Raw genomic sequence first — 20,997 nt, 5'->3', positions numbered from 1 at the left:
TATCAGAATTATGTATTTTCGGTAACGTTCCCGAAAGTATCGATCTATCATCCACCCAGATACAAAAAGTGAAGTAATCAACACGACTGATTTCTATTTCTTCTTCGATATAGAGCTTGTACATCAAAAGTATAGGCCTAAATGCGCTTACGAATTATTTTGGGAACGTTTGCAAGTAATCTAAAACAATTAACGTGAGAACATAAGAATGAAATTACACACTTTAGCGGTTGCTGTAACAATGGGGCTAATGACTACATCGGTATTAGCAAGTGAAGACGTTGCAGCATTAGAGCAACGTATTAATGAATTAGAACAAAGGGTTGCACAAACAGAGCAGGTCTCCACCGAGGCCAATGAAAAGGCTTCTTCGTTTGAGTTTCACGGCTATGCTCGCTCTGGGTTATTGATCAACGACGACCTAAACGGCGCGACAGGCACTGGCCCTTACATGACGGCGGCTGGTGCCATTGGTGCTCCAATTGGACGCCTTGGTGTTGAAGATGATCATTACGTTGAAGCGAACTTGATTCATAAGCGCTTTGCGGATGATGGCTCTAGTGCCTTATTTCGTATCATGTTAGCCGATAGTACTGAGACAAATAACGAGTGGACTGCCAGCGAAAGCCAGTTGAATGTTCGACAGGTGTATTCAGAGCTGAATCGCCTGAGTATGTTCTCTGAATCCGAAGCGTTTTCTGAAGCAACTTTCTGGGCAGGTAAACGATTCGATCGCGACAATTTTGATATTCACTTTTTCGACTCGGATATTGTCTTCTTATCAGGTACTGGTGCAGGCGTTTACGATGTTCAGATGAGCGACAACTGGAAAGCGAATTTCTCTATTTATGGCCGAGATTTTGGTGAAATTGATAGCTCATCAACAGACGTAGAAAACTACATTGCAACCATGAATAACCGTATTGGCCAATGGCAAGTGATGTTGAGCGGCATGACCTCAGCAGACAACGATAGCCGTTTAAATGGCGCAGCTGAAAACGGTGTACACGCAATGTTTGCGTACCATGGAGACAACTTCTTTGGTGTGAGCGAAGGCTTTTCTAAAACGGGTATGTTAGTGGGTAGCGGCCTTGGTGCAGAGCTAAAAGGCATCGGCTCAAATGGTGATCTACTGGATGATGCAAAAGCCGTTCGCCTGTTTAGCTACGGTGTCACTCGCATTGGCGACAACTGGCGCTTAGCACCTGCATTAATGGCAGAGCATAGCCAAGACCGTCTGAAGAAGAATGACGAGTTCACATGGGCCTCTTTAAACGTTCGATTAGCTCAAGAGTTCACAGAGAACTTTGAGATGGTTTACGAAGGTTCATTGCAGTACATGGATTTAGACAACGCGACCGAGCAAGCGAGCGGTGGTTTCTACAAGGCAACAGTTGCACCAACACTGAAGCTTTCAACCAGCACTGGCTTTTTTGACCGACCAGAATTGCGTTTCGCTGTGAGCTATGTGGATTGGAGTGAAGACCTGAATGGTTACTCGATCAGCACTGAAGCAGATGCTGCAACGATGGGAGAGGGCGGCGAGGTTCTGTTTGCACTGCAGATGGAAACTTGGTTCTAATTGCTTGAGATATCGTTTAGATAGAGAGTGTTAATCATGATGTGATCGTCGCATCATCAAATGCCAACCTTATCGTTTCAACTCGAAGGTTGGCATTTTTTTATCTTGGGAGCACTTGATCTCTGAAATAAACCGTTAGCAAGATTCTCTTTCAATGGTGCTAAAAGTCAGCACCATCTTACTCATTTCAAAGCCTTTTTTCTCAATACGGTCGAGCAGAAGCTTAGCTCCATTTTCTCCCGCTTTATCAAACGCATAGTTAAACGTAGACAGCGTTGGTGTGCATACTGAAGCGAGCTCATCGTCACCCACACCGAGCACCAAGACATCCTTTCCTGGAACGAGGCCCGCTTCCTGAATGGCTCTGATCGCACCGATTGCGATACGGTCAGTGGCGCAGAACAGGCCGTCGAGCTGTGTGTGCTCCTTTAGAGACTGTTTAGCCAGTTGGTAACCTGATTCTATGGTGAAGTCGCCGCGGGCGTGAAATTGCAGTGTGAGGTCGTTGAATTGAAGTGATTGAGCGAAGCCTTCTGATCTCATCTTATCAACCGCAATATCATCGCCTTGCACGCCAATAAACCCCATATACTTACAACCTTTCGCGATGAGGCGGTTGCCCGCTTCAAACCCTACGCGATTGTCGTCGTGCACAATACTTGGGATGTTAAACATCGAACCGTCTTGACCAACCAATACCACTGGCACTGCAGAGCTTTGAATGGATTTGACTAATTGGTTGTCGAGGTGGGTTGCGTACAGGATGATGCCTTCAACACGTTTTTGGTTAAATATCTGAATGTATTCAAGTTCTTTATGGTGCGTTTGGTGCGTGCTCGCTAGTAAAACATGCTTGCCCGCTTGCTCTAATACTGCGGTTAAACCATCGACACCTTGAGAGGTGGCGTGGGAAGAAACCCTAGGAACAATCACGCCAACCAGGTTGGTTTTCTGAGACTTTAAGTCTTTAGCGACTTGGTTTGGGAGATAGCCACACTCTTCAACCGCTTTACGCACCTTCACCTTGGTCGCGTCTTTTACGCCATACTCATCATTGATTACTCTTGAAACCGTCGACTTGGAAACTCCAGCGAGACGAGCGACATCATGAAGACTAGCCATTATTTATTATCCAATTGTAATTTTAGTTTTGGGATTGTTTGCAAACAGAGCATCAAATTTACCTGTTATTAGGGGATTTTAACCCTGTCTTCTTATCCTAGGGAGATAATTTAAAGATCATTCTCACAGTATTGAGCCGTTATCTTTGATCATTTGTTATTTCTAAGCAAAAATTTGTTTTGCAAACGTTCCCGAAAATTCAAAAGCTCAAATGATAATCCAATGGGGTATGTAATGAATTATCCAAAAATAGCAAAAGAGCTGCTTTCTCTATTAGGTGGTAAAAGTAATATCACCGCACTCGCACACTGCGCGACTCGTCTGCGTCTTGCGGTTGCAGACCAAGATAAAATTGATGAACAGGCGATTGATAACCTAGAAGGGGTTAAGGGCCAGTTTAAAGTGGCAGGTCAATATCAAATCATCTTTGGCTCAGGCATCGTAAACCAAGTTTATGCTGAGTTGGCTAAGCTGACTGAAATGACGGAAATGTCGACCAACGATGTGGCGTCTGCAGGTGCTGACAACCAAAATATCCTACAACGCGCGGTGAAAGGCCTGTCTGATATTTTTGTACCAATCATTCCGGCGATTGTTGCTGGTGGTTTGTTGATGGGTATCTACAACCTATTGACGGCTCAAGGCTTATTCATTGATGGCAAATCTTTAATCGACGCTAATCCGGGTTTGACCGACTTAGCAAACATGATCAATACATTTGCTAATGCTCCTTTTGTGTACTTACCTATTTTATTAGCATTTTCAGCGAGTAAGAAGTTTGGTGGTAACCCATACCTTGGCGCGGCTTTAGGTATGTTGATGGTTCACCCAGACTTGCTTAACGGCTGGGGCTTCGGTGGCGCATCAGTATCGGGCAGCATTCCAGTTTGGAACATTCTAGGTTTTGAAATCGAGAAAGTGGGCTATCAAGGTTCAGTGCTGCCCGTTCTTGTCTCTGCGTTTATTCTAGCGAAAGTTGAGCTTGGCCTACGTAAAGTTATTCCTTCGGTTTTGGATAACTTGTTAACGCCACTATTGGCTATTTTCGTGACGGGCCTTCTGACATTCACGGTTGTGGGTCCATTTACACGTGATATCGGTTTCTTACTGGGTGACGGTCTTAACTGGCTATACAACAGCGCTGGCTTCATTGGTGGTGCGGTATTTGGTTTGATTTATGCGCCGTTCGTTATTACTGGTATGCACCATAGCTTTATCGCGATTGAAACTCAGCTGCTTGCGGATATCGCAACGACTGGCGGTACGTTCATCTTCCCTATCGCGGCGATGTCTAACGTGTCACAAGGTACAGCGGCACTGGCGGTTGGTTTCATGAGTAAAGATAAGAAAATGAAAGGTATCGCGATTCCTTCTGGTGTGACCGGTTTGCTTGGTATTACTGAACCTGCAATGTTCGGTGTGAACTTGAAGCTTCGCTATCCATTCATTGCTGCGGTTTGTGCAGCTGCGGTTTCAAGCGCGTTTATCACTATGTTCAATGTGAAAGCACAAGCACTGGGTGCTGCTGGTATTCCAGGTATCATCTCAATATCACCAGAAAAAATCGGTTACTACGTGGTCGGCATGATTATCGCGTTCGTGACTGCCTTTGCACTGACCGTTGTTTTAGGTCTGCGCGAGCGTAATAAACAAAACATTAAAGCAACGGCTTAACGTTTCTCCCTAGAAGTGAAGTCCCCCTTTTCACTTCATTTCCTAAGCTTTGGGGTGCTAGCTAGGTGATTTGGCTTAGCTAGCCTTTTTATATTTTTACATGACAGCGTGAAGTGTCACCTTGCTTTTGGTTGCTACTGCTTTCGATTGTCATGATTTTCAGTTTTAAGGTAAGAAAGATGAATCAAGTTTGGGTAACTGGAGACGCCGTCGTCGACCTCATTCCGGAGTCTGACTCGACATTATTGAAATGTCCGGGCGGTGCGCCTGCCAATGTCGCGGTAGCGATTTCTCGCCTTTTAGGCAAAAGCGCATTTTTCGGCCGAGTGGGTAACGATCCGTTTGGCACCTTTATGGAAGTGACTTTGCAAAACGAAGGTGTGAATACCGAACGTTTGGTGAAAGATCCTGAGCAGCGTACGTCAACTGTGGTGGTGGACCTTGATGACCAAGGCGAACGCAGTTTTACGTTTATGGTGAAGCCAAGTGCAGACCAGTTTATGTCTGTGGATGACATTCCTGAATTTAAGAAAAACGAATGGCTACACGTCTGCTCAATCTCTCTGGCTAATGAGCCAAGTCGAAGCAGTACTTTTGAAGCCATCCGACGCATGAAAGCGGCTGGTGGTTACATCAGCTTCGATCCAAATCTTCGCGATGAAGTGTGGCAAGATCCATCTGAAATCAAGTCTGTGGTCATGAAAGCAGTTGAGTTGGCGGATGTGGTTAAATTCTCTGAAGAAGAGTTGGATTTCTTAACCGGTTCAACTTCGATGGAGCAAGGTTTGGATCATATTGCAGATCTTAACAACATGCTTGTTCTGGTTACACAGGGCGCGAAAGGCGTTTGGCGAGTATTTGAAAACCAAGGTGTGTTGATTTCAGGTCGTTCAGTGACGCCAGTGGATACTACAGGCGCAGGCGATGCTTTTGTTGGCGGCTTACTTGCAAAGCTTTCTCAACATGATGAGTGGATTAATCAACAAGTCGTTGATTCTGCAATCCAGTGGGCGAATGGGTGTGGTGCTTTGGCAACCACGCAAAAAGGTGCGATGACCGCACTTCCAACGCAAGAGGCTCTCACTCAGTTTGTTCAAAAAGACTCTTCAAATACGAATGCCGTCGAGGAGAGTGTATGAGTTTGAATTCGAACTGGACGGTAGAGCAAAGATATCGTCGTATAGAAGAGATTTCACAAGACAGCATTGATGAGATGGTCAATCTTCGCAAACAAGACGCTGGCTATCCGAGCTACCATATTGCGCCTAAGTTTGGCCTGCTCAATGATCCGAATGGCCTGTGTTTCTTTAATGGAGAACACCACCTATTTTACCAATGGACGCCGGTTGGCCCCGTCCATGGTATGAAGTACTGGTACCACCTTTCTACCAAAGACTTCGTTCATTTCGAAGACCACGGCATTGGCTTGCACCCAGACCAAGATTACGACTCTCACGGTGTTTACTCTGGTGGTGCATTGGTTGAAAACGACAATGCATTGTTGTTTTTTACAGGTAACAAGCGCGATGAAAATTGGTTGCGAGTGCCAACTCAATGTTTTGCCAAGATGTCTGCTGACGGCAAAATAGAAAAGCACGGCGTGGTTATCGAAAACGATCACTACACCGAACATTTCCGCGACCCAAAAGTGTGGAAACAGGGCGGCGATTATCTGATGGTTGTGGGTGCTCAAACGCCTCAAAATACTGGCTCTATGGCGCTATATTGCAGCCGAGACCTGATGAATTGGCAGCATAAAGGTCCAATTCAAACTCGTTACAACAACCTTGGTTATATGTGGGAGTGCCCTGATTTCTTTGAAATAGATAATCAGTCGGTGATGCTATTTTCTCCGCAAGGCGTGTCCAGTGAAAATCCATACGACTTCAAAAATATCTATTCAGTGGCTTACATTTTGGGTGACCGCCTGAACCTAGATACGGCGGAACTGGAAAACCATCAAGACATCGCACAGCCAGATTATGGCTTCGATTTCTATGCACCACAGACTTATTTAGATGATACAGGCCGCCGTATTCTGATTGCTTGGATTGGTCTGCCTGAGATTGATACACCATCTAATGAGCATCAGTGGGCGGGCATGTTGTCTTTACCACGCGAGCTTCACATCCAAGATGGCTATCTGGTGCAGTCGGCTTTACCTGAATTGAAAGCGTTGCAAGGCGACGCGGTTGCGGTTGAGGGCGTTCTTGAGTTGGATACAACCAGCTTCATGGTTCAACTTGAAACGGAAACGGACGAGTTTGAGTTAACGCTTGCAAATGCTGCGGGCGATAACATCGTGTTCAGTGCTACAGAAAAGGAGTTCATGCTTGATCGCAGTAAGATGTCTCAGCTCTACGCGGAAGAGTTTGGCTCAGTGAGAAAAGCACCGAGGTTGAGCACCAAGCAAACCATCGAGGTTTATGTTGACAAGTCGGTCATCGAAATCTTCATCAATGGTGGTAAACACACAATGACTAGCCGCTTCTTCATTGATGATTTAAGTATGCTGTCCATTAAAGGTGACGTAAAAACCGTTTATCGTTCAATGAGCCCAATTAAAGGGCTAGACGACTAAACTCAGATTATTTCCATTAAAATTGCCGCTGCTCGACAGCGGCTTTTGTTTGGGTTTGCGATATCACTATTGTGTTAACTCTTTGACCTTGTCCATTCCCCATTGCCCTGCATCTCAAGTCCATTTAGAGCAAACAACTAACGCTAAGGTCGAATGTTTTTGAAACTGACCTTCTGCGTTCCATCGTTTAGGTTATCCAACTTAACCACATCCCCATGGTAGTAATACGGTTCCATTGGCATCTCGCTGTTGGTTGGCCTTGCGTAATGTAATACTGCTGGCTTCGCGTCAACTTGCTGAGCGTATAGATAGCCAATCAGTGCATGTTCAAATTGATGGTAGCCGTTGCCCCAATGGAAAGCCTTGGTGCGCTTAGGATCAAGCCCCACGCCGCCGTATTTGTGGTCGACCCAAACATCATGAAAGGTCGGTAGGGTATATTGTAATACGTCTTTCATTGAAGCATCGACCAGCGAAACCGTCATTGCTGCTTGATCAAGCTCGGCCCATTCCCATGATGACGCCCAATTAGTGTTTGGCCTGCTTTGCCAGCCCGTAATCTCTTGTCCTTTCCACGCATTCTGAAGTTCCTCGCCAAAATATTGGGAGACGTTCACGAACTCTTTCTGGTATTGAGCTTGCTCTAAGGTGTGTTTCATCCCTTTGATGCCAAATTGCGACCATTCAGAGTTATTCAATGTTTGGCCTGTCAGATAAGTCATCCAATACGCTTTGATGGTGTGCCCAAAATCATTGTGATTAGCATTCGGCATCATCGCTGCTTTATCGTGAATTGCACCGTAGAAGCGTTGTTCATCTTCAGAATGGTATTTGTTAATCATGGATTGCGTGAGCCAGTTTAAGTCATCAAGCCATTTTGATTTGACGGGCTCTTTGAGCAGAGGTGCGACGAGCAACAGGTAGCCATTAATTTGATCAAGTTGTGCAACCAGTTCACGTCGTTTTGCACTGCCATCTTCACCGTCAGCAAGTACCCAAGCAAGACCACTGTTGTCGCTAAGTCGATATTTATCAAAGATAAAAGCTTGTTGGGCGATGAGTGCTTCTTCTACCTTTTTGTCTTGAGTCAGGTAGTAATACATGGCAAGGCCAACCAGCGCATACGCTTGATCTTGAGAGGTACGCTGCTGCCAATCTTGGCCTACTTTTCCCTCTTTTGTGTAGCCAATAAAGCCACCATTTTGCTTATCTTCTAGCTGATCTATGATGTAGTAGGCACCTTGTTTGGCAAGCGCTAACGCCTGCTTATCACCAGTAAGGTGGTAGAGCACGCCGTAGGCATAGGTTTGACGTGACTTCATCCGCGTAAACTCCTTGCCAAAGTGCGGCGTGATCCAGCCTTTGTTCAGTTCAGGACACACATCAGAAACATTAAGCAATGTTCCATCATCACAACGGAAAGTTGGGAAGTTGCCTATCGGTTCTCCCTGAGCGCTCGGCATTAGCCAGTATGGTGCGAGCCCTTCTGAAGTATGATTGATCCAGTCTTCTCCAGAGGGAAGGGTGACATTGGCAGATACAGCGAAACTGGTCACGCTTAATAATGCGATGGTTGCTCGTAACATGATGTTTATCTTAATTATTTGAGTTTCGTTGAATATAAACAATCACATCTGCACATTGTGATTAGGCGATCACAATCGATCAAATTATTAGGAAGTAAATGGAAGTTTGATGAAAATGGATTATTGGGTTGGAGCTTTTAGGACCCGGAGGTTGTCATCTCATTCTATTGATAGAACGCATACTAGATTGGCCTTGTTTTATTAAACTCAAATCGATATGAAATTATCGTTTATCGATAATTTTTTGTTGATCATCATTCGTTTTGATCTTAATATCCCCTTAGTCAATTCAACAGGAATCTAAGTATGTCCAACATCCAAAAACAAAGCCGACGCGTACGTATGCTATTGCAATCCCTTTTTGTACTTACCCCTATAATGGTGTGTTACTTCTGGCTAACAGTTGAGACTCCCTATGACTTTATTAGTGCGACGGGCATTTTTTATCTTACCTATGACATAGGGTATTTCACGATGTTACCGCTCGCTATGACAACAAGAATCGTTGCTGCGTTCACAAGCTTATTGATGTCGAGCATCCTTATGTACGCACTGATGGTTCTGATACGTTTATTCCGTAACTATGAGCGAGGTGAAATCTTCTCTTTAGAAAACGCAATCTCCTACCAGAAGCTCGGATATAGCCTGTTTTATTGGGTTTTAGGTTCAATTATCTATGGTTCATTGATGTCAGTGATTCTGTCGTTCAATAATCCACCAGGTGAACGTATCTTTGAGATTAGTTTTGTTGGTATGGACTTTTTAACACTGATATTGGGTATAATTATTTTGATCATCTCATGGGTGATGAAAGAAGGTTATATTCTGGCTGACGAACATAGCCAAACCATTTAAAGGACTTGTCATGACTATCCGCATTAATTTAGACATTATGATGGCCAAACGAAAAATGCGATTGAAGACATTGGCAAAAGAAGTTGAGATTACTGAAGCCAACTTATCAGTATTAAAAAATGGTAAAGCCAAAGCGGTAAGGCTATCGACACTCGATAAGCTGTGTGAAGTTTTAGAGTGCCAACCTGGTGATATTTTGGAGTTTGAACCGAATGATCATCAAGACAGCGTTGCTGAAAAATAGCCGGTAAGGAAATCGCTTTCTAATCATCTAATAATGAATGAGTCTCGATGCCCTTATCGAGACTCATTGCTAACTATTTATACAGTCTCGCCTGCCTCGTCCTCTTCAACCACATCGGTTTCTAAGCTTGCCTCTGCCAGCCATTTTTGTATTGATGTGCTGTTAAGTACACGTTGTTGATACCGCGATGCCTTCTCTGAAAGCTTGATGCCATAGGTTTCTACGCGCAATGCCACAGGTGCAAACACCGCATCGGCAATCGACCATTCACCAAACAACCATCCTTCAGGGTATTGTTCCATTTGCGTTGACCATATTACATCAATACGTGCGATGTCTTTCAGTGCTTCTTCACTTAGCGTTAGCTTTCGTTGTGCGCGGCAGTTCATCGGCATTTCATTTCTGACGGCAAAGAACCCGGAGTGCATCTCTGCAGAAATTGCTCGGGCATGGGCGCGTTCTTTCACTGAACTGGGCCATGCTGCGCCGTTCAAGTGGGCGTCGTTAACGTATTCGAGAATGGCCAATGAATCCCACACTGCAACGTCACCATCAACTAGGGTTGGAACCTTAGCCGTTGGTGTCACTTTCGCCAGAGTGTCGTAGAAATCAGAGGTGAAAAGCTTGAGCTTAATGACTTCTGGATTCAGGTTGTAGTTGTCGAATATCAGCCATGCGCGCAGTGACCAAGTTGAGTAGTTCTGGTTTCCAATATAAAGCTGCATAGGGGCTTCCTTGCGTTTAGTGAGTGTGCTTTTGAGCTTAGGGGATTGTATTGCGAGGCACTAACGGATAATTTTGATGCAATACATTAATAAAAACGATGGGTGGTGATTTCAATATGGACATTGATGCGTTGCGAGGCTTTCTCGCGTTTGTAGAAACCACTAGCTTTACGCGTGCCGCGAAACAGATTAATCGCACCCAGTCGGCATTCAGCGCTCAGATGCGTAAGTTGGAAGAAGAGCTCAACGTGACTCTTTTCCAAAAAGAAGGGCGAAATTTAATACTGACTGAGGCTGGCTTAGCGCTGCGTTCTCATGCCGAACAGTTGGTCGCCCTCCACAATACCGCGCTAAAGCAAGTAAAGCGTTATGAGGACAAACAACCTCTGCGACTCGGCTGCCCTGAAGACTATAACGACACCATTCTGCCGAAAGTGATTCGCCTGTTACAGCAAGCAGAGCCTACGTGCTCAATCCAAATATTCAGCCTACCCAGCATTACGCTGAGAGAATGGTTGGATGATGGTCGTTTAGATGCCGCGATTGTCACCCGAGCACCCGACAGCGAAGAGGGGCATTGGCTCACCAGTGATATTGGGGTTTGGATTAGTAGCCCTGATTATGCGTTTGATGGTTCCAAGCCAGTTCCATTAGCCTTGTTTCAAACGGACTGTAAATATCACGCTGCAGCAGTGAATGGTTTAACTAAGCAAGGTACGCCTTATCAGTTATTGGCGTGTAGCAATACCGCTTCAGCGCAGCGAGCGATCGTTAAAGCCGGATTAGCCATTGGCGCGATGGGTAAGCTCAGCGTGACTTCAGACTTGAGAATCCTCGATGATATGCCGCCATTGCCTTCGGTCGATATTGTGTTGATATTAGCGAGCAAACATCATCCAGTGTTGGATAAAGAAGTGCTCAATCAACTTGTGGAATTGGATTCTGATTAGCTTAGGTTCCTCTTCCTACTAAAGAATTCCCAAGCTTTTCAGTTTTCGATAAATGGTATTGCGACTGATGCCGAGTATTCGCGAAGTCTTGCTGATGTTGCCTTGGTTTGCTTGATACGTTTGCAATAAGGTTTCTTCAACGGTACTTCTTAAATCGTTATTCGATGTACCTTTTATGGTATTAGGAGTCGTCAGTTGATGCTGATTATCTTGCGCTAGCGATGTTAGATGTTGAGCAAGGTGGCTGGGCACATGCTCAAGTGTGAGTTGGGGTTCATCACTCGCCAGTAAAGCGGCGACCTTGAGTAGATTATCTAATTCGCGGATATTGCCCGGCCAAGCGTAAGCGGACAGTAAGCTCATCAAGTGAGGGCAGATTGTCTGTTCGTCTTCGGCGTATTTACGATGAATGTGCTCGATTAAGGCGTGTTTGTCTTGTCGGTGTTGTAGGCTTGGCAAAGTGAAGGCTAAGCCGTTCAAGCGGTAGTACAAGTCTTGCCTAAACTCACCTGTCGAAACTAACTGTTCTAGGTTTTTATGAGTGGCAGCGATGATCTGACAATCGACTTGGTAGCTCTGATTTGAACCCACGGGCACCACTGATTTATCTTGCAGAACATGCAGTAATCGACATTGAGCTTCTAACGGCATGTCGGCGATTTCATCCAAAAATAGAATGCCCTTGTCTGCTTGACGGATCTTGCCTTGGAATCCTTTGTGGCTTGCGCCCGTAAAAGCGCCCGGTGCGTAACCAAACAGCTCAGATTCGATAAGATCTTTCGGTAGTGCTCCACAATTTACCGCTACTAGGGGCGAAGATTTACGTTGGCTTTGTTTGTGCAGCGCCTTAACAAACTCGCCTTTACCAACGCCTGTTTCACCTAAGATCAACAAGCTGATCCCTTTGTCGATAACCTTGTTGGCTTGCTGCCAAGCGTGTTCTATTTGTTGCTCGCCATGGTGCAAATCGCACGACGCTGAAATGGAGCGTGTGCGTTTTGCAGTTGCTTGCGTGAGGTGCTGTTTCTCAAACACAAAAGGCGTATCTAATGAGGTTCGGTTAAATAGGGTATCTATGCATTCGCCGACGATCGAGGTTTGATCCAGCAGCTGAGAGGCGACCTGATTGTGCGCGACTACCTCGCCAGCTTCATTGGCTATCACAATTCCTTGCCAACCACTGTGTAGTAAAGATTTCTCACACGCAAGATCGATTCGAGTAGTGCCTTGTGGGATGTGACTCAGTAGCTGATTCTCAACGAGTTGAACCATATTTTGAACCAGCAATTGGACGGAACTATCGTGTTGTTGCTGCTCACTGGTGATGTCTAACACCCCAACCATTTGGCCTTGGTGGTCAAACACCGGGCTTGCTGAACAGCTGATAAACCGATGCTGGTGGATGAAGTGTTGTTCGCCAATGATGGATACTGGTTTCGCTTCAACAATGGCGGTGCCAATCGCGTTAGTACCTTTGAGTTGCTCCTGCCAACAAGCTCCCGAGCTGAGTGCAATTGACGTCAGCTTCTCCTTAAACCGCTCCTGTCCCCAACTTGCCAGAATGACGCCCTCAATATCGGTCAAAATCAAACGACTGTCAGTGCGTGCAAACATCTGATTAAACAAAGGCAGCGCATTGCATTCGACGATGTTGATTAAGTCAGAAGATTGATGTCGTCGCTGTTTAAGAATCGATTGTGGCAGGCGAATGTCTTCGGGAAGTCGTCTCTGTTTTAGCCCCGCTTCTGTGCTGCGGTGCCAAGAGGACGAAAGCCAATCTGAGGTGTTTGCTTGTTGAAGGTGCATGACTGTTCCATGTCGTAACAGTGAGGGTGTACCAATTTGGAACAGTTGAACACTGGAATGGTTTCCATACGTCCGTTCAATGCCAACTCACTTTGGGTTGTAAACGTTTGGTAATCATAGTTTTACAATTAGTTAACAACAAGTTTTGAAGTTCTGGCGTGTGATTTGCGTTGTTACTGTTGTGAAAAAAACACGAAGTATCAGTGTTTTAAACAGAAAGTATAAACATGGGCGTCTCGTCAGGAGTTCTTTTCTCAAGGGGAGCCGCCACAAAAATAAGACAGCTCTAGCTCAATAACGAATATCAAATCGAAGAAGGATCTAACTATGATTTACGCACAGCCGGGTAGTGATAACGCAGTGGTGAACTTTAAAGCACAATACGATAACTTTATCGGTGGTGAGTGGGTTAAGCCTGTTAGCGGCGAGTATTTTGATAACACTTCTCCAGTGAATGGTCAGGTGTATTGCCAAGTGGCGCGCTCAACAGAGGCAGACATTAGCTTGGCACTGGATGCAGCGCATGCGGCTCGTGCAAGTTGGGCGGCGACCAGTGTGACTGAGCGCTCTAACATCCTGCTTAAAATTGCCGACCGCATTGAAGCTAACCTAGAAGAAATCGCAGTCGCTGAAACATGGGAAAACGGTAAGCCTGTGCGTGAAACTTTGGCAGCAGATATTCCTTTGGTTGTCGATCACTTCCGTTACTTTGCAGGTTGTATTCGTGCGCAAGAAGGCAGCGCAGCAGAGCTCGATTCAAACACTGCAAGCTACCACTTCCCAGAACCAATCGGTGTAGTTGGCCAGATCATTCCTTGGAACTTCCCGATTTTGATGGCGGCTTGGAAACTGGCACCAGCACTTGCAGCGGGTTGTTGTGTGGTGATGAAGCCAGCCGAGCAAACACCCACATCGATCTTGGTGATGATGGAGAAGATCGCTGATCTTTTGCCAGCAGGCGTCGTAAACATCGTCAATGGTTTCGGTAGCGAAGCGGGTCAAGCATTAGCAACCAGTGATCGTTTGGCGAAACTGGCATTCACAGGCTCCACTGAAGTCGGCCACCATATTCTGAAATGTGCCGCAGAAAGTTTGATTCCATCAACGGTTGAGCTTGGCGGTAAGTCTCCAAATATCTACTTCCCAGACATCTTTAACCATGAAGACGAATACCTTGATAAGTGTGTCGAAGGCATGCTGCTGGCGTTCTTCAACCAAGGTGAAGTGTGTACCTGTCCATCACGTGTGCTGATCCATGAATCGGTATACGACAAGTTCATCGCCAAGGTGGTCGAGCGTGCTCAAACTATTAAGCAAGGTAACCCGTTAGACACTGATACTCAGGTTGGCGCACAAGCCTCTAAAGAGCAGTTCGATAAGATTCTGAGCTATCTAGAAATTGGCCGTCAAGAGGGCGCTAAAGTGCTAACCGGTGGTGAAATCGCGCAGCAACCAGATGATCTCGGCAACGGTTACTACATTCAGCCAACCATGTTGGAAGGGCACAACAAGATGCGTGTGTTCCAAGAAGAGATCTTCGGCCCAGTTATCGCAGTAACGACGTTTAAAGACGAAGCAGAAGCGTTAGAGATCGCCAATGACACCGAGTATGGCTTGGGTGCAGGCGTGTGGACGCGTGATGCAAACCTAGCGTATCGCATGGGTCGTAACATTGAAGCGGGGCGTATTTGGGTGAACTGTTACCACGCGTATCCAGCACATGCCGCGTTCGGAGGTTATAAGAAATCAGGCATTGGTCGTGAGACACATAAAATGATGCTCGATCACTACCAAAATACTAAGAACCTGCTGATCAGCTATGATACTAATCCGTTAGGCTTCTTCTAATACAGGTTCGTTTTAAAAGTATGAGAATGAATCATAGGTACAAAGAATAACGAACAACGCAGTTGGCTTAATTAAGAAAAATAAAAAGTGAAACCAAAACGCCCAACTCATTTGAGTTGGGCGTTTTTATGTTTGAATCGCTCTAGCTTTTCGAAAAGAAGATCTCGGGCTTATGAGTGGGGCCTGAATTACCCTCGAGCTGAGTGAGTTCCAACCCTTGCTTTCCGATCAGAGAACCGACTAATTGGCGGTTAAACGGGTAACTGTCAGGGTTGTTAATGTACTCTTCAACATCAACCCATTTAGCCTCTGCAATTTCATCGGTGTCTTGAATCGCAATCTCTTGGGCCTGAGCGATAAGGTGGCAAATAAAGTAGAGGTTCGATTTGCCAAACTGATACGGGTGTCTCGTCGCCATGCCAACCACCGAAACAAATGTGGCTTCGATGCCAGTTTCTTCCAATGTTTCCCGAACCACAGATTCTTCAATGCCTTCACCCAACTCAATATGGCCGCCCGGTAATTTGTAGCCTGTCATGCCGTGCTCTTTAATCATCAGCACTTGGTTGTGTTCATTGGTGATCAACGCACCCGCGCCCAAGGTGTGAGTCGGAATGAAAGGCACAAACTCGACAATTTCGGATTTATGGATCAGCGTGATTTCGTCTTCTAAGCAGTTGTGAAACACAAAGCTGAGCTCAGTCGCTACAGGAATAAGGTGCGAGAGGGAAATAGGTAAGCTAATCCAAATAATGCCTTTGTTGTTCTGCTTTGAAAATTCGGTGATCTCACTAAGTTCGGCATTGAAAGAGTCAGCATCGTAAGGCGCTGTTGCTGGGTCGATGATGATGCCGTTAAATTTGTCGAGCGTAAATTCCACGGGTGATCCTTTATTGTTTTTGATTTATAGGGAGTCGAACATAGGTGGAGCTTATAACATCTGTAGGGCTTATGACACCTGCAGAGCTTGTGAGATTTGTTTTGCTTGTGAAGCGGAAGGCTAGAAACAAAAACTGCGCTTGGAAGCCAAAGCGCAGTTTTGAAATCAGGTTTATTGCAATTCGATGTTAGCGGATATAGTTCGCATCAATACTCACGTACCAGTGCTGAAGCTTGCCGTCAGATTTTTTGATCCATAAATCGTTGGTGTAGCTCTCTATCTTGCCGTTAACCGTTAGGTTGAATGTGTTCTCGTCGAATTCGCCAAGCTTCACAAACTGGTCCGTGGTAATCAGGAACGGATCCATGTCATCCACCCCTGCCACATCTGAAATCACATAGTAGTGGTAGGTCAGCGGCTTGCTTGCATCATTTGGGTTGCTGCGATATGCCACTAACTTGAACGGTTCCGTTAATGGAACGTCGAGCGTTTGCTTGTCCATGGTCGCTGGAATTGGAATAAACAGCCAAGCGGTAAATAGACCGCTCAATAAAACCATCAGGAAGAAAAGAGTCTCAATTGCTTTCATAGCAACCTTCAAAATAGGTGATGTTGAAGGTTGCTATAATAACAGGTTTGATTTGCTGATTGTAAGAGTATGAATAAGTGAAGGAGATACCTGTCTGTTAGGAAGTTTGAATGAATTGACACACTGTTCACAACCCTTGGTTTACATTGATCTGTGCGAGTAATGAACAGGCACAAAAAAGCCCACACCTCACGCATTTGCAAGGTGTGGGCTAATTCGGTGTGACTACTTGTTTAGGTAAGCTGCGTGGAACTCAATGTGCTCATCAATAAAGCTAGAGATGAAGAAGTAGCTATGGTCGTAACCTGGCTGCATACGTAGCTCTAAATCGGCATTGGTTACCTTAGCGGCTTCAACTAATTGCTCAGGCTTAAGCTGCTCAATCAGGAAGTTATCGGCTTCGCCTTGGTCAACCAACATTGGCAGCTTAGTGCCTTTGGTTTTTAGAAGCTCAGAAGCATCGTAGTATTTCCACTCTTCAATATCTAAGCCAAGATATTGGTTGAATGCTTTCTGTCCCCAAGGGCATTGCATTGGGTTGGTGATTGGGCTGAATGCAGAGATAGAACGGTAGCTATCTTCGTTCTTGATGCCAATCGTTAGGGCACCGTGTCCGCCCATGCTGTGGCCAGAAATCGACTTCACCGAAGTTACTGGGAAGAAAGACTCAATCAATGCTGGAAGCTCTGTTACCACGTAATCGTACATGTGGTAATGGCTGTCCCATGGTGCTTGAGTGGCATTTACGTAGAAGCCTGCCCCTTGGCCTAAATCGTAGCTTGCGTTGTCGGCAACGCCTTCGCCGCGTGGACTAGTATCGGGCGCGACAATAGCAATACCTTGCTCAGCCGCGGCTTTGAATGCGCCGGCTTTTTGCATGAAGTTTTCATCGGTACAGGTTAAGCCTGATAACCAATACAAAACAGGAACTGGGTTTTCTTTGCTTGCGTTAGGCGGCAAGAAAATCGCAAAACGCATGTTGCAGTCAAGCGTTGCAGAAAAGTGGGTGTATTGTTTGTGCCAACCACCAGCAACCTTTGCTTGGCTAATGTTTTCGATTGTCATCTATTGTGCTCCGTTAGGTTGATGGTTTTGGGGAATAACGTGTCCATATTATTTAAAGTTTTACCACCCACCGGGCAGGAGGTGGTGAAGACAGTTTCGCTCTGATGTTTAAGTCAGAACTGTGGTCTCGACACCTAAGTATCGAGACCAAGGGGGGTTATCTATCCATGTGTAGAACAGTGCGGATAGATTCACCTTTGTGCATCAGGTGGAATGCTTCGTTTACGTCTTGCAGACCCATGGTGTGAGTGATGAATTCTTGAAGCCCGAACTCACCTGCCATGTAACGATTAACGATTTCTGGAAGTTCAGAGCGGCCTTTAACACCACCGAAAGCAGAACCACGCCATACACGGCCAGTTACTAGTTGGAATGGACGAGTTGCAATCTCTTGACCTGCACCCGCAACACCAATGATGACTGATTCGCCCCAGCCTTTGTGACAGCATTCAAGTGCTGAACGCATTACATCTACATTACCGATACATTCGAAAGAGTACTCAACACCGCCGTCGGTCATTTCAACGATAACGTCTTGGATTGGCTTGTCGAATTTAGTTGGGTTGATGCAGTCTGTCGCGCCAAGCTGTTTTGCTAGCTCGAATTTGCTCTCGTTGATATCAACACCGATGATGCGGTCTGCACCAGCCATGCGAGCCCCAATGATTGCAGAAAGACCGATACCACCTAGGCCGAATACAGCAACGTTGTCGCCTTTTTCAACTTTAGCTGTGTTCAGTACTGCGCCCATACCAGTAGTTACACCACAACCTAGAAGACAAACCTCTTCAAGTGGTGCTTCTTTGCTTACTTTCGCTAGTGAGATTTCTGGAAGTACCGTGTACTCAGAGAAAGTAGAACAGCCCATGTAATGGAAAATTGTTTCGCCATTGATAGAGAAGCGGCTTGTACCGTCTGGCATTAGGCCTTTACCTTGCGTTTCACGAACGGCTTGGCATAGGTTAGTTTTACCAGATTTACAGAACTTACATTCGCCACATTCAGCGGTGTAAAGTGGGATAACGTGGTCGCCAATCTCAACACTGGTCACGCCTTCGCCGATCATCTCAACGATACCGCCACCTTCGTGACCAAGAATTGAAGGGAAGATACCTTCTGGATCGTCACCTGATAATGTGAATGCGTCAGTGTGACAAACACCAGTAGCAACGATGCGAACTAGAACCTCACCAGCTTTAGGAAGTTGTACATCAACTTCTTCCATTTTTAGTGGCTCGCCAGCTGCCCATGCAACCATTGCTTTTGATTTTATATGAGTTTGACCAGGTTTAATGTCGATTGTCATTGGATGCTTCCTATATATGTCAGTACTGCGGATAACCGTGCCATTAGCTTCAATCCGTTAAGCGTAGTTGAGCCTAATTGTTTCCGCTCTCTCGTTTTGCTGGATCTAGTATAGATGTGACTCTAGGTTTTGATAATCCCCATAAATTGAAAATGATTAATACACATATGTAATAATTAATCGGAGAGGCAGATCTTGAACTAAGCCTGTTAACCATGGCTAGCGGTCTTTTTATTGGTTGAAAGAATGCGTACTTAAGGACCTATTTACTGGAGTTAATAGTTAAGATCTTTTAGGGTACGTCATAATAATTACTTACTGAAAACCACATGAATTAGACATAAAATTACAATATTCTGAATGCTGTATTTTATTGTTGTGGACTTAAACATGCTTTTATCTCTTCCTCCTCCAGTAATGTTGTCACTTGCCATCGTGCTTGAAGTTGTCGCGACTTCTTTATTGCCTAAAACGCAGCAATTTACTTCTTTACCTGCGACTGTCGCGGTACTGATTGGTTACGGTTGTGCTTTCTACCTGTTGTCTCTAACAGTGCAAACCATGTCTTTGGGTGTGGAGCAGGGGTTGTATTGGTCGCAGCACTGTCTTGGCTGGTTTACGGGCAAAAGCTCGATATCTTCGCGATCATTGGAATCGCTTTGATTCTGTCTGGCGTGGTGATCATCAACCTGTTTTCGACGTCGGTGAGTCATTAGGAGGTCTAACTCGTTTTTGCCCCAAAGTTTGTTATGTTTCCAAATAAGTTACAGATAGCCAGCTAGTTTTGATATACAAAAAGTAATGCGTGGATTTGCTCGAACAAAACACTGACTCCCTATTTACATTAGAAAAAAATTTTCCATGGTGATCATTTTTTAAATTACCTAATCACTCAAATAATCGATTGAGGGGGATCATCTGTGCGTTACATCTCAGCTACCTTGATTTATGTGAGAGCTAATAGTTTTGGGTTGTATAGGTTTTACTGGGACATTCAAGGTTTGGTGGCACTATTCGGTATACTGGAGTGCAGCACCCAAAAAGGCGCCCTGAATCTATAAGAGCAAACGGGTTGCTAGCAGTGATTCAGGTTTGTCTTCGTCTCTGAAAAGGCTGTAGTTCTTTGGGTTAGAACAATTTCCGTATCAACTTGCTTTCTTCAGATAATCAGCACAATTTTTCTGTTAGGCTATAATTCATTTGCTCTCACCTCCCAGGCTTGGTATTTCCTCATACCTTGAGTAAGATGACTCGAACCCCTTAGCTTTTATGGCATTATGACTGAGTTATTTGAGAACAAAAATTTGCAGCCTTTGTACATTCAAGTCGCGGGAGAGTTAAAGCGCGAGATTGATAAAGGTATTTACCCTGCAGGAAGCAAGCTGCCATCTGAGAGTCAGCTAGTAGACCTTCTGAAAGTCAGCCGCGTAACGGTGCGTAAAGCGTTGCGGCAACTCAATGATGGTGGTTACATCTTCTCAGAGAAGGGAAAGGGAAGCTTTGTTAAGTCCAATAAATTGCGTCACGACTTTTTATCCATGTCTGGTTTGGCGCAGGAAGCTGCGCTCGCTGGGCTAGAGGCGACCAATATTGTCGATGCGTTTGAAGTGTTACCAGCGGATGAACTTGTCTCTCAGAAACTCAATATCGCTGTTGGTGAGCCCGTTAACTTTGCCCGTCGTTTACGACTAGTAAACGATCAAGTGGTCTCATTTGAAGAGTTCTACATCCCAAGAATGTTACTGCCCAATCTTACAAAAGACGATCTTAAGCGATCAAAGTTCGAATATTTGAGCCGCCACGGTATTGAGATGGTCAAGACGCAACAAAAACTGCTACCCGCTTTGCCTAATGCCAGAGTTCAACAGCTATTGGATGTTGGAGAGCTGGCTCCTATCTTGATCAACCAATCACAAAACTATTATGAAGAGCAGAAGATCTACGAGTATTCAACGGTTTATTATAACTCGAGCCTGTATGACTTTGAGATAACCGCACGAGTTTAGAGAATGTCGAATAGCCCACGTTTGTGGGCTATTTTTTTATCTATAGGTTTTGAATGTAAGCAATCTTATGCATTTCCAATAAATAACAAGTGTGACGAATAACAAAAAAACGACAGTGAAAAATACAACTTGTATCTAACCTGTATTATTATGAATACAAGTTAAATACAGGTTGTTA

At 45.1% G+C, this 20,997-nt stretch carries 17 protein-coding genes and 1 pseudogene; 10 read left to right on the top strand and 8 right to left on the bottom strand.

The genetic code is table 11. The annotated features are described in order from the left end of the window. Positions 1 to 208 precede the first annotated feature (208 nt). Positions 209 to 1,582, top strand: coding sequence for a carbohydrate porin (locus OCV24_RS15170; protein WP_150877678.1), 1,374 nt, complete (start codon positions 209 to 211; stop codon positions 1,580 to 1,582). Between the two features lie 135 nt (positions 1,583 to 1,717). Here the strand turns inward: OCV24_RS15170 and OCV24_RS15165 are convergent, their stop codons facing one another. Continuing rightward, positions 1,718 to 2,704, bottom strand: coding sequence for a LacI family DNA-binding transcriptional regulator (locus OCV24_RS15165; protein WP_017054883.1), 987 nt, complete (start codon positions 2,702 to 2,704; stop codon positions 1,718 to 1,720). 234 nt (positions 2,705 to 2,938) lie between these two features. On the opposite strand from OCV24_RS15165, the gene OCV24_RS15160 reads away from it, so the two are divergent. From OCV24_RS15160 to OCV24_RS15150, 3 genes are all read left to right on the top strand, one after another. Beyond that, positions 2,939 to 4,378: a sucrose-specific PTS transporter subunit IIBC gene (locus OCV24_RS15160; RefSeq protein ID WP_150877680.1), complete on the top strand. Its 1,440-nt coding sequence runs from the start codon at positions 2,939 to 2,941 to the stop codon at positions 4,376 to 4,378. 179 nt (positions 4,379 to 4,557) lie between these two features. Then, positions 4,558 to 5,517, top strand: a complete 960-nt coding sequence (locus OCV24_RS15155) for an aminoimidazole riboside kinase (RefSeq protein WP_137032091.1) — start codon at positions 4,558 to 4,560, stop codon at positions 5,515 to 5,517. Then, complete coding sequence (locus OCV24_RS15150; protein WP_150877682.1) at positions 5,514 to 6,959, top strand: sucrose-6-phosphate hydrolase; 1,446 nt, start codon at positions 5,514 to 5,516, stop codon at positions 6,957 to 6,959. Before OCV24_RS15155 ends, OCV24_RS15150 begins: the two co-directional genes overlap by 4 nt. Before the next feature lie 143 nt (positions 6,960 to 7,102). Here the strand turns inward: OCV24_RS15150 and OCV24_RS15145 are convergent, their stop codons facing one another. Then, the gene (locus OCV24_RS15145) at positions 7,103 to 8,545 is read right to left on the bottom strand and encodes an AGE family epimerase/isomerase (RefSeq protein ID WP_150877684.1); all 1,443 of its coding nucleotides are present in this window, start codon (positions 8,543 to 8,545) and stop codon (positions 7,103 to 7,105) included. Positions 8,546 to 8,851: 306 nt separating this feature from the next. On the opposite strand from OCV24_RS15145, the gene OCV24_RS15140 reads away from it, so the two are divergent. Together OCV24_RS15140 and OCV24_RS15135 are read left to right on the top strand one after the other, a co-directional pair. After that, a complete protein-coding gene (locus OCV24_RS15140; protein ID WP_046223067.1) occupies positions 8,852 to 9,400 on the top strand; it encodes a DUF2975 domain-containing protein in 549 nt (182 codons plus the stop codon). A 10-nt stretch (positions 9,401 to 9,410) separates the two neighbouring features. After that, entirely contained in the window at positions 9,411 to 9,644 is a 234-nt protein-coding gene (locus OCV24_RS15135) for a helix-turn-helix domain-containing protein (RefSeq protein ID WP_077681067.1), read from the top strand. A gap of 77 nt (positions 9,645 to 9,721) precedes the next feature. On the opposite strand, the gene OCV24_RS15130 is transcribed toward OCV24_RS15135, so the two are convergent. After that, entirely contained in the window at positions 9,722 to 10,369 is a 648-nt protein-coding gene (locus tag OCV24_RS15130) for a glutathione S-transferase family protein (protein WP_150877686.1), read from the bottom strand. Between the two features lie 98 nt (positions 10,370 to 10,467). Here OCV24_RS15130 and OCV24_RS15125 point away from each other — a divergent pair, with 98 nt between their 5' ends. Beyond that, the gene (locus OCV24_RS15125; RefSeq protein ID WP_046223070.1) at positions 10,468 to 11,319 is read left to right on the top strand and encodes a LysR family transcriptional regulator; all 852 of its coding nucleotides are present in this window, start codon (positions 10,468 to 10,470) and stop codon (positions 11,317 to 11,319) included. 18 nt (positions 11,320 to 11,337) lie between these two features. On the opposite strand, the gene OCV24_RS15120 is transcribed toward OCV24_RS15125, so the two are convergent. Beyond that, entirely contained in the window at positions 11,338 to 13,125 is a 1,788-nt protein-coding gene (locus OCV24_RS15120) for a sigma-54-dependent Fis family transcriptional regulator (protein ID WP_150877688.1), read from the bottom strand. A 327-nt stretch (positions 13,126 to 13,452) separates the two neighbouring features. Here OCV24_RS15120 and exaC point away from each other — a divergent pair, with 327 nt between their 5' ends. Beyond that, complete coding sequence (gene exaC / locus OCV24_RS15115) at positions 13,453 to 14,973, top strand: acetaldehyde dehydrogenase ExaC (protein ID WP_004732897.1); 1,521 nt, start codon at positions 13,453 to 13,455, stop codon at positions 14,971 to 14,973. A gap of 142 nt (positions 14,974 to 15,115) precedes the next feature. Here exaC and OCV24_RS15110 read toward each other — a convergent pair whose 3' ends face one another. The 4 genes from OCV24_RS15110 to OCV24_RS15095 form a co-directional block, all read right to left on the bottom strand. After that, entirely contained in the window at positions 15,116 to 15,853 is a 738-nt protein-coding gene (locus tag OCV24_RS15110; protein ID WP_137032103.1) for an NUDIX hydrolase, read from the bottom strand. A 187-nt stretch (positions 15,854 to 16,040) separates the two neighbouring features. Beyond that, positions 16,041 to 16,442, bottom strand: coding sequence for a hypothetical protein (locus tag OCV24_RS15105; RefSeq protein WP_150877690.1), 402 nt, complete (start codon positions 16,440 to 16,442; stop codon positions 16,041 to 16,043). Positions 16,443 to 16,667: 225 nt separating this feature from the next. Next, complete coding sequence (gene fghA, locus OCV24_RS15100; protein ID WP_017054870.1) at positions 16,668 to 17,507, bottom strand: S-formylglutathione hydrolase; 840 nt, start codon at positions 17,505 to 17,507, stop codon at positions 16,668 to 16,670. 157 nt (positions 17,508 to 17,664) lie between these two features. After that, positions 17,665 to 18,813 carry an S-(hydroxymethyl)glutathione dehydrogenase/class III alcohol dehydrogenase gene (locus tag OCV24_RS15095; RefSeq protein WP_102506950.1) on the bottom strand — a complete coding sequence of 383 codons (1,149 nt, stop codon included), beginning with the start codon at positions 18,811 to 18,813 and terminating at the stop codon, positions 17,665 to 17,667. Between the two features lie 390 nt (positions 18,814 to 19,203). Between OCV24_RS15095 and OCV24_RS15090 the strand changes: the two are divergent. Both OCV24_RS15090 and OCV24_RS15085 read left to right on the top strand, forming a co-directional pair. After that, positions 19,204 to 19,529 (top strand): annotated as a pseudogene (locus OCV24_RS15090) (DMT family transporter). Between the two features lie 561 nt (positions 19,530 to 20,090). Next, complete coding sequence (locus OCV24_RS15085; protein ID WP_150877692.1) at positions 20,091 to 20,819, top strand: GntR family transcriptional regulator; 729 nt, start codon at positions 20,091 to 20,093, stop codon at positions 20,817 to 20,819. Positions 20,820 to 20,997 lie beyond the last annotated feature (178 nt).

The sequence above is a fragment of the Vibrio kanaloae genome (genome assembly GCF_024347535.1).
Classification (GTDB): Bacteria; Pseudomonadota; Gammaproteobacteria; order Enterobacterales; family Vibrionaceae; genus Vibrio; species Vibrio kanaloae.
This window is presented reverse-complemented; position numbering and strand designations above follow the sequence as displayed.